The sequence below is a fragment of the Kitasatospora sp. YST-16 genome (assembly GCF_026802215.1).
GTDB lineage: Bacteria > Actinomycetota > Actinomycetes > Streptomycetales > Streptomycetaceae > Kitasatospora > Kitasatospora cineracea.
Window position 1 is genome coordinate 243,342 of sequence record NZ_CP113837.1, and the last position, 13,761, is coordinate 257,102.

Genomic DNA, 13,761 nt, shown 5'->3' on the forward strand with positions numbered 1-13,761 from the left:
GAGGGTGATCGCGGCACGCCGGAGGCCGGTTCGCGGCGAACCGGGTCCGAGGACGGAGGACAGTACGTGTCGGCCGACCCGCCGCACGACGTCCGTACGTCCCGCATTCGCCACGGATGCGAACGACCGTTCCTGACAAGGAAATCGGAGACTCCTTGATGAGCCTTCTTCGTCGATCCCCGGGTCGCAGCTCGGCGGCCCGCACGGCCGCGGTCCTCACCGCGCTCGCCCTCGGCATGGCCGGCACCACCCTGCTCGGCACCGGTGCCGGGACATCGGCGGCGTCCAGCCACCGCGAGGCGCCGCTGATCGCCGCCGACCCGCAGGTCGACAACACCGACGTGTACGCCTTCACCAGCCCCGACAACCCCGACACGGTGACGCTGATCGCCAACTGGTTGCCGTTCCAGGAGCCCAACGGCGGCCCGAACTTCTACCCGTGGGCGGACGGCGCGCACTACGACGTCAACATCGATTCGCAGGGCACCGGGCACCCCGACGTCACCTACCGGTGGACCTTCCACACCGAGGACCTGCGCGGCACCGACACCTTCCTCTACGACAAGGGGCCGGTGAACAACCTCACCGACGCCACCCTGCGCTTCCGCCAGTACTACACGCTCCAGGAGCTCCACCCGGACTGCGACCCGGTGACCCTGGTCGAGCACGGCCAGGTCGCCCCGTCCGACACCGGCCGGGCCTCGATGCCCGACTACGGGCGGCTGCGACAGCAGGCCACCGTCCAACTCCCGGGCGGCGGGCAGACGGTGGCCACCCAGGCCGCCGACCCGTTCTTCCTCGACCTGCGGGTCTTCGACCTGCTGTACGGCGGCAACCTCTCCGAGGTCGGCCAGAACACCCTGGCCGGGTACAACGTCAACTCCGTGGCCCTGCAGATCCCCAAGAGCCGCCTGGCGTACAAGGGCGACCCGACCCGCAACCCCGTCATCGGCGTCTGGTCGAGCACCGAGAAGCAGAGCATGAAGCTCGGCCCCGGCAAGGCCGACCCGGTCGGGCCGTACGTCCAGGTCTCGCGGCTGGGCAACCCGCTGGTCAACGAGGTCGTCGTGCCGGCCGGGCTGAAGGACGCGTTCAACGCGCTGCCCCCGTCCGAGGACCACAACCAGCCCGCGGTGGTCGCCAAGGTCCTCGACCCCGAGGTGCCCAAGCTCGTCCAGGCGGTCTACGGCCTGCCCGCGCCCGCCGCGCCGCGCACCGACCTGCAGGAGATCTTCCTCACCGGCATCGCCAAGGCCGCCAACGGCCCGCTCGCCGTCGACCTCAACTCCCAGCTGATGAACCGGGACATCGACCCGAACCGGTTCGTGCCCGCCGAGGAGCTGCGGCTGAACATGTCCACCCCGGTGACGCCGAAGCCGGACCGCCTCGGCGTCCTCAACGGCGACTTCCAGGGCTTCCCCAACGGCCGCCGCCTCGGCGACGACGTCGTCGACATCGCCCTGCAGGTCGTCGAGGGCGCCACCCCCGGCAAGTTCGTCCAGGCCCTCGCCGCGGGCGACAAGGTCAACGGCCCCGACCGGCCGTTCGGCGCGACGTTCCCCTACCTGGCCCTGCCCTACGACAAGGCCGTCAACCAGAAGTGACCGCCCGCGCGGTGGCCCCGGGCCGGGGCCGCCGCCGGCCGTGCCGCCGACCGAGGAACCGACTCCCGTGCGCCGTCTCCCCCTTGTCCTCGCCACCGTCCTGCTGTGCGGCGGCCTCGCCGCGGCCGGCGGCCTGGCCGGCCCGCCGCACCCGGCGCCCACCGCGCCCGCCGCGCCCGCCCACCCCGCCGCGCCGCCGCCGGGCGGCGCCCTCGCCGCGGCGATCGGCGCCGACCAGCAGCACCTGCGCGCCCGCCCCGACGACGCCACCGCCTGGGCGCGGCTCGGCGGCGAGTACGTCGAACAGGCCCGGCTGACCGCCGACGCCTCCTCCTACCCGAAGGCCGACGAGGCCCTGCACCGCTCGCTCGCCCTCGCCCCCACCGGCAACACCGACGCGCTCACCGGCCTCGGCGCCCTCGCCAACGCCCGCCACCTGTTCGCCGAGGCCGCCGACCAGGCCCGACGGGCCCTCGACACCGCCCCGCTGCACTGGCAGGCGTGGGCCGTCCTGACCGACGCCCGCACCCAGCTCGGCGACGACGCGGGCGCCACCGACGCCGCCCAGCACCTGCTCGACCTCCACCCCGGCACCGCGTCCTTCACCCGCGCCGCCTACGACCTCGAACAGCACGGCCGCCCCGAGGACGCCGCAGCCGCCCTGCACCGCGCCCTCGCCGACGCCTACGACCCCGCCGACCAGGCGTTCTGCCTCCACCAACTCGCCGAACTCGACCGGAACTCCGGCCGCACCGCCGACGCCCTCGACGGCTACCGCCGCGCCCTGGCCGCCGACCCCGCCTACACCCCGGCCCTGGCCGGGCAGGCCCGCGCCGAGGCCGCCCTCGGCCGCACCGACGAGGCCCTCGCCCACTACGCCCAGGCCGCCGCCAAGGTGCCGCTGCCCCAGTACCTGCTCGAACTCGGCGAACTCCACGAATCCCTCGGCCACCGCGAACAGGCCGCCGAGCAGTACCGGCTGCTGCGCGCCGAGGCCGACCTGGCCGCCGCGAACGGCGTCGTCGACGACCTGACGCTCGGCCAGTTCGAGGCCGACCACGGCGACCCCGCCACGGCCGTCCGGCTGCTGCGGGCCGAATGGTCCCGCCGCCACCACCCCCTGGTCGCCGACGCCCTCGCCTGGGCCCTGCACCGCACCGGCGCCGACCGCGAAGCCCTCGGCTACACCGACCTCGCCCTCGCCCACGGCTGGCGCAACGCCCTGTTCCACTACCACCGCGGCGAGATCGAACGGTCCCTCGGCCGCACCGCCGACGCCCGCACCGACCTGTCCCTGGCCCTGGCCACCGACCCGCAGTTCAACCCGCTCCAGGCGCCCCTGGCCCGGGCGGCCCTCGCCCCGTGACCGCCGGGGCACCGGGCCTCCGTCCGCGCCGGCCCGCCGTCCGCGCCGGCGGTGTTCCACTCCCGGGCAGCCGAAGCTACTCTTCGGTAGCAAATCTTTCGCCGACACGCACCGGGAGCACCGATGGCATCCGACCGTTCCGCCCGCCTGCTGGGAGGGCTGCTGCTGACCGCCGGAGTCGCGCACTTCGCCGCCCCGGAGCCGTTCGACGCGATCGTCCCGCGGAGCCTGCCCGGCTCGCCCCGGACCTGGACCCGGGTGAGCGGTGTCGCCGAGCTGGCCGTCGGCGCGGCCGTGCTCCTGCCGCGCAGCCGCCGGGCGGGAGCGCTGGCGGCCGCGGGCCTGTTCGCGGCGGTCTTCCCCGCGAACGTGAAGATGGCCTACGACTGGCGCCACCGCCCGGCCCCGCAGCGGGCCGTCGCCCTCGCCCGGCTGCCGCTGCAGGCGCCGCTGGTCGCCTGGGCGGTCCGGGTGGCCCGGGGCTGACCGGGGCTGACCGGGCATCAGCGTGACAAGGCGTCAGGGTGTCAGGACGCCAGGACGCCAGGGCGCCGCCCCGCGGGTCAGGACCCGCGAGGCGGCGGACCGGTCAGTGGAGGGGGCCGCACAGGGCCGGGGCGGTGGCTTCCTGCGGCAGCATCGGGTTGAGTTCGCTGGGGCCGAGGATGTTGTCGTACTTCCCGTTGTGGTTGTAGTCGATGCCGTGGACGACCACGACCGCGTTGTCGGCCCGCACCTGCTGGGCGACGTCGCTGGTGAGCTGGATGGTCCGGGAGTAGTGGAACGCGCCGGTGGCGGGGAAGCGGTCGACGGCCAGCGCGCTGGCCGGGCTGGTGTCACCGCTGGTGGTCAGCGAGGTGCCGATCGGGCCGTAGGCGGGCAGGCCGTCGGTGGTGCTGATCGCCGGGTGCCCGTTGTGGAGGGTCGCGTCGTCGGCGTCCGGGCACTCACCGCTGCCCTTGACGTGGATGTGCATCGCATGCGGGGCTCCGCCCAGCAGCCCGCTGGCGTTGACGGTGATCTGGGCGCTGTTGTCGCTGTTGAGGCGGACGGTGGCCGTTCCCGCCCCGGTGACGTGGTTGCCGGGCACCGGCAGCAGGATCGCCAGGGTGAACCGGGAGTGGGCGGGGGAGAGGAACTTCGAAGCGGTGAAGGTGCTGCCGTCGCGGCCGCCCTGGTCGCTGCCGGGGCCTTCGTGGGCGACGGCCGGCAGGGCGGTGGCGCCGAGCAGCAGGGTGGTCAGGACGGGGGCGAGCAGTCGGAGTTTCATGGCGATCGGTCCTTGCGAGGGGTTCCGCGGTCCGGGCCCCGGACGTGTCCTGCGGCCCGCGATCGCTCTTCCTACCAGGGGTTCGCGGCCGCCCGGGCCGCGGATTGGTCCACCGGGCGGGGGACCTGCCACTGACCGGCCGTCAGGACAGGGGGAGCAGCATGATCGGCGCTCCGCTGGGGTGGGGAGAGCCGCCGGCGGGTTCGAGGGTGAGGCCGACGGCGTCGGCGCCGTCGGGCGTGCCGGTGAGCAGGAGGGTGCCGGTGCCGTGGGGCAGGAGGCCGGCGGGGCGCATCGTGCCCGCGTCGGCGAACCAGAGCTGGTAGGTGCGGCCCGCCGCGGGGTCGGGCAGTGCGGTGGCGAGGAACGCGGCCTGGGCGCGGGAGTGGGACCACACCACCGTCCCGGTGCCGGTCCCGCCGGTGGCGGCGGCGGTGGCGGTGCGGGCGTCGGGGGCGGTCAGCAGGTCCGCGAAGCGGTCCTGCTGCTGCTGGAGGGCGGCGGCCCGGGCCTGGGCCCGGTCGGCCTCCTGGTGCTGCTGGACGGCGACGGCCCCGGTGGTCAGGGCGGCGGCCAGGCAGGCGGCGAGCGCGAACCTCGGCCACCGCCGGCCCCACCGGTCTCCTTGCCGCTTCCCGCCCGCCCGCGGGGCGAGGGCCGGGGCGTCCTGACGGACCGTCGGCAGCGCGGCCATCACCGCGGCCTTCAAGGACGCGGGCGGCGCCGCGCTCTCGGCGGAGCCCAGCCGGGCCAGGGTCGCCCGGAACTCGGCGACCTCCGCGGTGCAGGACGGGCAGCTCGCCAGGTGCTCCTCGAAGCGCAGCGACTCCTGCGCCTCCAGGGCGTGGGCGGCGTACGCGCCGGTCAGGGTGTGCAGGTCGGCGGTGTTCATGTTCCTACCCCCAGGCAGTCGCGCATCCGGATCAGTGCGTCGCGCATCCGGGTCTTGACCGTGCCCAGCGGCGCGCCCAGGACCTCGGCGACCTGCGGGTAGGTGTAGCCCCGGTAGTAGGCGAGCGTCAACGACTCGCGCTGCAGCTCGGTCAACGTCTTCAGGCAGCGCCGCACCTGCTCCCGCTCCAGCCGGCCCTCGACCTGCTCGGCGACCTCGTCGAAGGCCGCAGCGTGCGAGGCGGCCGCGACCCGCTGCTCCCGGTCCGCCGCCGCCTGCGCGGAGCGGACCCGGTCGACCGCGCGGCGGTGCGCGATGGTCAGCACCCACGGCAGCACCTCGCCCCGCTCGGCCCGGTAGCGCACCGCGGTGCGCCACACCTCCAGCAGCACCTCCTGCGTCACCTCCTCCGACTGCGCCGGATCCCGCACCACCCGCCGCACCAGGCCGAACACCGGCCCGGCCACCGCGTCGTACAGCGACGAGAAGGCGTCCCGCTCCCCCCGGACCACCCGCGCGAGCAGCTCCTTCAGATCCGGTCCCGGCCGCGCCGGCCCGGACAGGTGCACCACCGTACCCATCAGCCCTCCACCACCGTCCGACTCCGCAGCACGACCACCATCACCCGCTCCTCCCCGCCCGCACGGCAGACCGGCCGACGACCGCGGGAAACGATCCCGACACCACATGTTCGGAGCGGGCCGGGCCCCGGATTGCCCGGCACCCCGCAGCGGCTCCCGGACGCCGACGGGTGGCGGGCGTCACGGTGCGCGGAAAGCCCCGCCCCGGGGCGGTCCGCGGTGCTACGTTGCCGCGGTGAACGCCCCCACCGCGCCGCTGTCGCTGCTGTCCGCCCTCCGGCCGCAGCACCAGGACCGGCTCTACGACTTCTACCGGGACCTGCGGGACACCGGCGAGCTCTTCTGGGACCGCACTCTGAACGCCTGGGTCGCCACCGGCCACGACGTGGTCAGCAGCACCGCGAGCGACCCGCGCTTCTCCTCGGTGCGCTACCCGGACCTCGCGGCGGTCTCCGCGGAACTCCGGCCGCTGGCAACGGTCCTGAGCCGGCAGATGCTCTACAGCGACGCCCCCGACCACACCCGGCTGCGCTCCCTGCTCAGCCGGGCCTTCACCCCGCGCGCGGTGGCCGCGCTGAGCGGCCGGATCGCCGAGGCCGTCGACCTGGTCCTCGCCCGCGCCGAGCCGACCGGCCGGCTCGACGTCGTCGCCGACCTGGCCCGTCCGCTGCCGCTGGCCGTCATCTGCGACCTGCTCGGCGTCCCCGAGGCGGACCGGTCCGCCCTGTCCGCCTGGTCCGACCCGATCGCCGCGGCCATCGGCAGCTCCCGGCTGGACGCCGAGGAGAGCCTGGCCGCCTCCCGGGCCATGGAGCAGATGCTCGACTACCTGCGGGGCGTCCTGACCCGCGACGACGGCCCGCCCGCACCGCACACCCTGCGCGCGCTGCTGAGCGCCGGCGCCGAGGACACCGGCCAGGACTTCGACGAACTCCTCGCCAACTGCGCCCTGTTGCTGGTGGCCGGCCACGAGACCACCACCCACTTCATCGGCAACGCCGTCCTCGCCCTCCTCCACCACCCGGAGGCCGCCGACCAGTTGCGCGCCCGGCCCGAGCTGATCCCCGGCGCCGTCGAGGAACTCCTGCGCTACGACAGCCCGGTGCAGCTGATGCTGCGCCGGGCCCGGCACGACCTCGACCTGGCGGGCCGCACCATCGCCGCCGGGCAGGCCGTGCTGCTGGTGTGCGGCGCCGCCAACCGGGACCCGGCGGTCTTCCCCGACCCCGACCGGCTGGACTTCCACCGCCCCGCCGGCCGGCACGTCGCCTTCGGCTACGGACCGCACTTCTGCCTCGGCGCCGCCCTGGCCCGGCTGGAGGGCGCCATCGTACTGGAGGCGCTGCTCACCCGCCTGCCCGACTGGAAACTCGACGGCCCCGCCCCGGCCTGGCAGCGCAGCCTCAACTTCCGCGGCCTGACCGGCCTGGAGGTCTCCTTCACCCCCACCCCGGCAGGGCCCTGACGACGGAGGGCCGGCCGGGCGGCGGACGGACGGCGGACGGGTGGGCAGGCGAACGGCGGGCGGCGCTCGGGCGGGCGGACGGGCAGGCGAACGGCGGGCGGCGCTCGGGCGGGCGGACGGCGGTATCCGGCGAGCGCTCCGGCCCGGTCCGCGTCGGCTGCGCCGCCCGGTACCGCGACCCAGGCCCCGTCCGCCCGGTACCGCGACCCGGTCGCCGTCCACCGCCCGCCGCCCACCGGGTAAAGTCCACCGCCCACCGGGCGAAGTCCGCGGCCCGGTGGTGCAGTTCGGAGGCACCGGCCCCGGTCGTGCGGACACCCCCGTTCGCTAGCATGCGCGTCCATGACACCACGTGGGGGAACCGAAGGGGCCGGGTTCGACCTGGCCGGGAGCGGGGCCGAGGCCCTGGAGGGCGAGGATCCGCGGGAGATCGGCGGGATCCCGCTGCTGGGGCGGCTCGGGGCCGGCGGCATGGGGCGGGTCTACCTCGGCGTCGTCGGGGGCCGGTACGCCGCGGTCAAGCAGGTGCTGCCGCAGTTCATCGAGGACCAGGACTTCCGGCGGCACTTCGGGCACGAGCTCGACAACCTGGCGCGCCTGCCCGCGGAGGCCACCGCCCCGCTCCTGGCCGCCGACCGCGAGGGCCGCCCGCCGTGGCTGGCCACCGCCTACGTGCCCGGCCTCACCCTGGAACGGGTCCTCGCGGTCAACGGCGGCCCGCTGGACGTGGCCCGGCTGTGGCTGCTGCTGCGCGAGACCGCGACGGCCCTGCGGGCGGTGCACGCCCTGGGCATGATCCACCGGGACCTGAAGCCCACGAACCTCATGCTCACCGCCCGCGGCGCGACCCTCATCGACTTCGGCATCGCCCGGGCCGCCGACCAGAGCCGGCTCACCCGCACCGGCATGGTGCTCGGCACCCCCGCCTACATGTCCCCCGAACAGGCCGGCAACACCGGCCCGTTCACCCCGGCCGTCGACGTCTTCGCCCTCGGCGCGCTGATCGCCTACGCCGCCACCGGACGCCCGCCCTTCGGCGAGGGCTCCGGCGTCGACATGCTCTACCGCATCGTCCACACCGAGCCCGACCTCTCCGCCCTGCGGGCCCTCTCCCCCAACCTCGCCGAGACCGTCGCGGCCTGCCTGGACAAGGACCCCGCCGCCCGCCCCACCGCCGACCGGCTGGCCCGGCTCGCCGCCCAGCAGGGCCCCTCCCCCGCGGAGGCGATCGGCTGGCCCGAACCCGCCATGGGGCTGCTCCTGGCCCGCGCCGCCTTCGCCGAGCGGCCCGTGCCGTCCCCGCCCCCGGTCTCCCGCACCTCGGTGCGGACCAGGGCCCTGCGGGTGGTGCGGCCCCGGACGGAGTCCGGCCGGCGCCGCCGGCTCGTCCTGTTCGCCGTCCCCGTGCTGCTGGCCGCCGGGGCGACCACCGCCGTGCAACTGCTCCCGTTCGGAACGCCGCCGCGCACGATCCAGGGCGGGCAGCAGCCCGCCACCCCGGACGGGAGCACCGGCCACCCGAGCGGCGCCCCGGCCGCCGGGACGTCCGGCACCCCTTCCGGCTCCGGCACCGCGCCGGACCCCGCCGGCTCCTCCCCCACCGACCCGGCGTCCGCCGCGAGCAGCACCCCGAGCGGCCCGGACGGCAGTCGCAGCCCGACCACGACCGCGACCGGCAGCGCGAAGAAGTCCACGCCCCCGCCGCCCCCTGCTTCGAAGCCCACCCCGACCCCGACACCCACGCCCGCCAGGACGTACGGCCCGCGCTGCGTGTTCGCCACCTCGGCGACCTGCACCAGCGACAACCCGACCGTCGAGGTGACCTCGACCGGCGGCTACACCAGCTGCACGTTCACCATGACCACCACCTGGGGCGACGGCGAGACCACCTACACCGACGTCACCGGCTCCGGCCCCTCCGCGCCGCCGAAGACCTACGCCACCCACCTCTACCGGCAGCCCGGGACCTACCACATCCACGTCCGGGCCGTCACCACCTCCGGCTTCTGCCTGGCCACCGGGTCGGACCTCACCTTCACCCTCACCTCCTGACCGGCCGCTGCCGCCGCCCCGGCCCCGGCCCCGCCCGCCCGGGGCAGCGGCCGGGGCCGGGGCAGCACTCAGAGGATTCTCATAGGTTTCGGGTCTTGGCCCGGGAACTGACGCCGCGACAGAATTGATCGCGGTCCTTCAAGCTGGGCGGTTCGCCGCCCTGGGACGCGCTCCCCGCACCCGTTCCAGGTCTCGTCCCCCACACGAGGAGTTCTCATGATCGAAGACCTTTCGCGGCTCGCCGAGCGCGCCCGTCCCGTCCTGCTGGGCCTGGCCCGGATCGTCGTGTCGCTGCTGTTCGCCTGCCACGGGGCCGCCGCCCTGTTCGGCGTGCTGGGCGGGGCCCACGGCAAGGCGCCGGCGTTCGGCGAGTGGCCCGGCTGGTGGGCCGCGCTGATCCAGCTGGTGGGCGGCGCGCTGGTGCTGCTGGGCATCGCGGTGCGGCCCGCGGCGGTGGTGTGCGCCGGTTCGATGGCGTACGCGTACTTCAGCGTGCACCAGGAGCACGCCCTGTGGCCGATCCAGAACGGCGGCGAGCCCGCCGCGATGTTCTGCTGGGCGTTCCTGCTGATCGCCGCCGCCGGTCCGGGGAGCCTCGCGCTGGGCGGGCTGCTGCGCCGCCGCACCCGGGTGGCGCGTCCCGCCACCGCCTGACCCGCCGACCGGAGCGGCCCCGGGAGCGTCCCGGGGCCGCTCCGGCGTTCCCGGCGGCCGATTTCCGGGAACGGGGAGGCAGGTTGACGGACCGTCAGGGGCGGCCGAGGGCGACCAGGGCCGCGGCGTGCAGGGCGGCGATGCCGGTGCGCAGGGTGGTGCCGACGTGCGGGCGGAACAGCGGGGAGTGGTTGGCGGGCAGGGCGGCGAGCTTCTCGGCGGCACCGGCGCCGGGGGCGGCGGCCCACTGTTCGGGGCCGACCGTGCCGAGCATCCAGTAGCCGGTGCGGATGCCGGGAACGCCGTGCAGGGCGGCGCCGTCCGGACCGAACAGCGGGAAGTCCTCGGTGGCGGTCGACGGGGGCCAGTCGGCGACCCGGGACGCACCGAGCAACTCCCGGTGCGCGGCGTGCAGTTGCCCGGTCAGGGCCGGGTCGGGGGTGTTGGTGCCGGAGCGGGAGAGCTCCGTGGTCTCCGGCTCGCGCGGACAGCCGGAGGCCTCCGCCTCGGCCCGGACGATCCGCCGCACCGCCGCCGTGACCCGCTCCAGGGTCGGCTCGCCGAAGGCCCGGGCGGTCAGCCGCAGCACGGCCCGTTCGGGGATCACGTTGCCCTCGCCGCCCGCCTCGACGGAGCCGACCGTGAGCACCGCCCGCTCGGCGGGGGCGGTCTCCTGGGCCACCACCGCCGGGAGCCGCAGCACGATCGCGGCGGCGGCCAGCACCGGGTCGACGGCCAGGTGCGGCGTCCCGGCGTGCCCGCCCCGGCCGTGCACCACCACCTCCAGGGTGCGGCTGCCCGCCGTCACCGGCCCCCGGCCGTGCGCGACCATCCCGGCGGGCAGCGGCGCGGTGTGCTGGGCGAGGACGGTCGCGGGCGGTTCGAAGCGCCGGTAGAGACCGTCCTCGAGCATCGCCCGGGCGCCGGAGAGCGTCTCCTCGGCGGGCTGGCCGACCACCAGCACGGTGCCGCGCCAGTCGCCGGGCGTCCGGGCCAGCGCGGCGGCGGCCCCGACCGCGCAGGCCAGGTGGACGTCGTGGCCGCAGGCGTGCATCACCGGGACGCGGCGCCCGTCGGCGCTCCGGCCGGTGGCGGTGCTGGCGTAGGGCAGGCCGGTGCGTTCGGCCACCGGGAGCCCGTCGAGTTCGGCCCGCAGCAGCACCACCGGCCCGGGCCCGTTGCGCAGCACGGCGGCCACCCCGTGCCCGCCGATGCCCCGGGTGACCCGGTAGCCCGCGTCGGCGAGCGGGGCGGCGAACCGCCCGGCGGTGTGCTCCTCGGCGCCGGACAGCTCGGGGTGGCGGTGCAGGTCGAGGTAGAGCTCGGCGGCCCGGGCCAGCGCGGCCCGGTCGGGCCGCAGCGCCTCGGGCGGGACGGGCAGGGCGGGGGCGGGGGCGGTCATCGGGCGCGGGCTCCTCGGGCATCGGGTCGGACGGGCGGGACGAGCGGAACGGGTCGGAGCCGGGGGGGGCGGGGGTGTCAGTGGGTTGTCAGTGCGGTGCGCCCGGTGCCGCCAGCGGCGGCCGGTACAACTGTGGTGCGGGCGACGGGCGTTGGACGCGTGCCGGCGCTCCGCCCTGTTCCCGGTCCGGCCGTTCCCGGCCGGGCCGTCCGCCCTGCACCGGAAGGAGAAGCGACATGGCCGACAACTCGCTCGCCTCGCTCGCCGAGGAGATCCTGAACCTCGAGTCGGAGACCTTCGAGATCAGCGACTACTCGGACACCAGCGAGGTCATGCTGGGCTCGTCCACCAGCTGCTCCAGCACCAGCACCTGCTCGAGCACCTGTTCCACCACCAGCTGCACCGCCTGAGCCCGCCCGGCACGTTCGGCGGGCCGGACGTGCGCCGGGCGCTCACGGGAACGGGTGCGGGACCAGCCGGAGTTCGGCGTCCGTCAGGTCGGTGTCGCGCAGGCCGCCGCGGCGCTGCGCGGTGCGCAGCCGGGGCAGGTGCAGGGCGCGCTGGCGGGACCAGCCGAAGTCGATCGGCAGCAGGCCGGGGACGAGGGTGCAGACGGTGTGCAGGCCGAGGGCGCGCTGTTCGGGGGTGGTCTGGTCGACGGCGATGACGTCGAATCCGGCGTCGGTCAGCCGGTCGCGGCAGAACAGCAGGTCGTCGAGCAGGTCGGGGCCGCGCGGGCAGTCGCGGTCCCAGTCGGCGTAGAGCTCGGCGGCGGGCCGGGCGGGGGCGGCGGGTTCGAGGTAGCTGCGGGCGTGCCGGGCCATCTGCGGCAGGCCGAACAGCGCGGCGTGGTCGGGCAGTCGGCGGACCAGGCCGAAGTCCTCGGCCATCGCGGCGAGTTCGGCGGGGCGTTCGCGGACCTGGCCGGGCAGGTGGGGGATGTAGGTGAGGATCTCGGAGACCGCGGACTCGACGGTGTCCTCGGGGTCGAGTCCGGCGGCGGCGGCGAAGGCCAGGGTGCCGGGGCCGCCGTCGCGGCGGACGGCGAGCGCGGTGACCACGGGGACGGGCAGGTCGATCCGGTTGTCGAAGGCGTGCACGTCGTAGCCGAGCAGGGCGGCCCGGTCGAGCATGGCGCGCAGCCGGGGGCCGGGGCCGGCGGTCAGGTCGATCTCGGGCAGCGGGGCGTTGCCGTACCAGCCGAGCAGGAAGGCGTCGCGTTCGACGAGTTCGAGCAGGCCGAACAGGATCGCCTCCTCCGGGCAGCTGCCGGTGGCGCACCCGTTGGAGCACTCGAAGACGAAGTTGTCGGCGGCCGTTCCGGCGCTGTAGTAGCAGAGCCGGGCCGGGACCAGGACGGGCGCCAGGTCGCGCAGGGAGCGGCCGCGGACCCAGGGGATCGGCCGGTCGGGGTCGAACGGGTCGAGCATCGGGTCCTCGCGGTAGGTGCGGGGCGGGTACAGGCCGCAGTCGCGCGGGTCGAGGACGGCGGTGCCGGCGGTGGCGGCCAGGTTGCGGTATGAGTCGACCAGGGGCGGGGCGGGGTCGCGGCGGTGGGTGCCGGCGTAGCGTTCGAGGCCCTCCAGGAAGGCCAGGGCGCGGCTGCGGCGGAAGGAGTTGGCCTGTCCGCTCCAGGTGACGTCGGTGAGTCCGGCGTGGCCGCGCATGAAGACGCTGCCGGCGACGGGTGCGGTAGTGGGTGAGGCGACGTCGGTCCAGGTGCCGGCGCCGAGCACCCCGCAGACCGGGTTGGCGAGCGCGGCCTCGGGCAGCGGGTAGGCGTCGGCGGGGCGCAGCCGGCGGCTGCCGGGGGACGTCCGGGGGCGCGGGACGAGCGGCGGCTCGGGCTGCGGGCCGGTGGTGGCGGCGGGGGCGGGGGCAGCCGTGGCGGCGCAGGACGGGCAGAGCGGTTCGGCGAGCAGCGGGACGGTGCGCACCTGGAGGGTCTCCAGGTCGAGCCGGGAGACCCGGGGCGGGCCGGGGCGGTGGGCGTCCGGGGCGGTGGTGAGGCGGTGCAGGGCCCAGACGGCGTCGACGGCGTGGTCCGGCAGCGCGGGCAGGGCGGGGCCGGCCAGGGTGGCGGGGCGGCCGGTCTCCAGGGCTTCGCGTTCGGTGCGGCTGCGCAGGCGCTGCCAGCGCATGGCCAGGCAGGTGCCGCAGGCCCGGGGGGCGGGGTCGTCCGGGTCGCCGCCCCAGGGGCCGATCAGGACGCTCTGCGCGGTGAGGTGGACGGTGGCCCGGGCCCGGTGCCGGGCGGCGTCGGCGGGTTCGGGGCGCAGCAGGTCGGTGCCGCCGAGGACGGCCACCGCGGGGGCGGGTGCGGCGTCGGCGGCGGCGCGTTCGGCGAGCCGGCGGGCCATCCGGTGCCCGGCCTCCGCGAAGGCGAGGGCGGCGGGGGTGGTCATCTGGTGCCTCCGGACGAGGGGGTCGTGCGGGGTGGGGCGGACGGGGTCGTACGGGGTGGGTCGTACGGGG

General features: G+C 76.2%; 12 protein-coding genes. 7 read left to right on the forward strand and 5 right to left on the reverse strand.

The window, feature by feature from the left end:
• Nucleotides 1-158 precede the first annotated feature (158 nt).
• The 3 genes from OU787_RS01170 (at nucleotide 159) to OU787_RS01180 (ending at nucleotide 3,456) form a co-directional block, all read left to right on the forward strand.
• Nucleotides 159-1,604, forward strand: coding sequence for a DUF4331 domain-containing protein (locus tag OU787_RS01170; RefSeq protein WP_030462744.1), 1,446 nt, complete (start codon nucleotides 159-161; stop codon nucleotides 1,602-1,604).
• A gap of 67 nt (nucleotides 1,605-1,671) precedes the next feature.
• Nucleotides 1,672-2,970 carry a tetratricopeptide repeat protein gene (locus tag OU787_RS01175; protein ID WP_030462743.1) on the forward strand — a complete coding sequence of 433 codons (1,299 nt, stop codon included), beginning with the start codon at nucleotides 1,672-1,674 and terminating at the stop codon, nucleotides 2,968-2,970.
• Between the two features lie 123 nt (nucleotides 2,971-3,093).
• A complete protein-coding gene (locus tag OU787_RS01180; RefSeq protein ID WP_030462742.1) occupies nucleotides 3,094-3,456 on the forward strand; it encodes a DoxX family protein in 363 nt (120 codons plus the stop codon).
• Between the two features lie 103 nt (nucleotides 3,457-3,559).
• Here the strand turns inward: OU787_RS01180 and OU787_RS01185 are convergent, their stop codons facing one another.
• From OU787_RS01185 to OU787_RS01195, 3 genes are all read right to left on the reverse strand, one after another.
• Nucleotides 3,560-4,240, reverse strand: a complete 681-nt coding sequence (locus OU787_RS01185; protein ID WP_051817476.1) for a hypothetical protein — start codon at nucleotides 4,238-4,240, stop codon at nucleotides 3,560-3,562.
• 142 nt (nucleotides 4,241-4,382) lie between these two features.
• Nucleotides 4,383-5,132, reverse strand: coding sequence for an anti-sigma factor (locus OU787_RS01190; RefSeq protein WP_030462740.1), 750 nt, complete (start codon nucleotides 5,130-5,132; stop codon nucleotides 4,383-4,385).
• Entirely contained in the window at nucleotides 5,129-5,713 is a 585-nt protein-coding gene (locus tag OU787_RS01195) for a sigma-70 family RNA polymerase sigma factor (RefSeq protein ID WP_030462739.1), read from the reverse strand. Before OU787_RS01195 ends, OU787_RS01190 begins: the two co-directional genes overlap by 4 nt.
• A gap of 235 nt (nucleotides 5,714-5,948) precedes the next feature.
• On the opposite strand from OU787_RS01195, the gene OU787_RS01200 reads away from it, so the two are divergent.
• From OU787_RS01200 to OU787_RS01210, 3 genes are all read left to right on the forward strand, one after another.
• Nucleotides 5,949-7,178, forward strand: a complete 1,230-nt coding sequence (locus tag OU787_RS01200) for a cytochrome P450 (RefSeq protein ID WP_035956732.1) — start codon at nucleotides 5,949-5,951, stop codon at nucleotides 7,176-7,178.
• 342 nt (nucleotides 7,179-7,520) lie between these two features.
• Entirely contained in the window at nucleotides 7,521-9,230 is a 1,710-nt protein-coding gene (locus tag OU787_RS01205) for a serine/threonine protein kinase (protein WP_268658210.1), read from the forward strand.
• Between the two features lie 216 nt (nucleotides 9,231-9,446).
• The gene (locus OU787_RS01210) at nucleotides 9,447-9,884 is read left to right on the forward strand and encodes a DoxX family protein (RefSeq protein ID WP_030464618.1); all 438 of its coding nucleotides are present in this window, start codon (nucleotides 9,447-9,449) and stop codon (nucleotides 9,882-9,884) included.
• Nucleotides 9,885-9,978: 94 nt separating this feature from the next.
• Here OU787_RS01210 and OU787_RS01215 read toward each other — a convergent pair whose 3' ends face one another.
• Entirely contained in the window at nucleotides 9,979-11,286 is a 1,308-nt protein-coding gene (locus OU787_RS01215) for an amidohydrolase (protein WP_268658211.1), read from the reverse strand.
• A 236-nt stretch (nucleotides 11,287-11,522) separates the two neighbouring features.
• Between OU787_RS01215 and OU787_RS01220 the strand changes: the two genes are divergently transcribed.
• Entirely contained in the window at nucleotides 11,523-11,696 is a 174-nt protein-coding gene (locus OU787_RS01220; protein ID WP_030464616.1) for a thiazolylpeptide-type bacteriocin, read from the forward strand.
• Between the two features lie 42 nt (nucleotides 11,697-11,738).
• Here OU787_RS01220 and OU787_RS01225 read toward each other — a convergent pair whose 3' ends face one another.
• Nucleotides 11,739-13,691: a TOMM precursor leader peptide-binding protein gene (locus tag OU787_RS01225; protein WP_380368959.1), complete on the reverse strand. Its 1,953-nt coding sequence runs from the start codon at nucleotides 13,689-13,691 to the stop codon at nucleotides 11,739-11,741.
• Nucleotides 13,692-13,761: the final 70 nt, after the last annotated feature.

Bases quoted from the DNA above. Each gene is read 5' to 3' on its own strand.
- OU787_RS01170 (WP_030462744.1), top strand. From the start codon at position 159: ATGAGCCTTCTTCGTCGATCCCCGGGTCGCAGCTCGGCGGCCCGCACG.
- OU787_RS01180 (WP_030462742.1), top strand. From the start codon at position 3,094: ATGGCATCCGACCGTTCCGCCCGCCTGCTGGGAGGGCTGCTGCTGACC.
- OU787_RS01185 (WP_051817476.1), bottom strand. From the start codon at position 4,240: ATGAAACTCCGACTGCTCGCCCCCGTCCTGACCACCCTGCTGCTCGGC.
- OU787_RS01190 (WP_030462740.1), bottom strand. From the start codon at position 5,132: ATGAACACCGCCGACCTGCACACCCTGACCGGCGCGTACGCCGCCCAC.
- OU787_RS01195 (WP_030462739.1), bottom strand. From the start codon at position 5,713: ATGGGTACGGTGGTGCACCTGTCCGGGCCGGCGCGGCCGGGACCGGAT.
- OU787_RS01205 (WP_268658210.1), top strand. From the start codon at position 7,521: ATGACACCACGTGGGGGAACCGAAGGGGCCGGGTTCGACCTGGCCGGG.
- OU787_RS01210 (WP_030464618.1), top strand. From the start codon at position 9,447: ATGATCGAAGACCTTTCGCGGCTCGCCGAGCGCGCCCGTCCCGTCCTG.
- OU787_RS01215 (WP_268658211.1), bottom strand. From the start codon at position 11,286: ATGACCGCCCCCGCCCCCGCCCTGCCCGTCCCGCCCGAGGCGCTGCGG.
- OU787_RS01220 (WP_030464616.1), top strand. From the start codon at position 11,523: ATGGCCGACAACTCGCTCGCCTCGCTCGCCGAGGAGATCCTGAACCTC.
- OU787_RS01225 (WP_380368959.1), bottom strand. From the start codon at position 13,691: ATGACCACCCCCGCCGCCCTCGCCTTCGCGGAGGCCGGGCACCGGATG.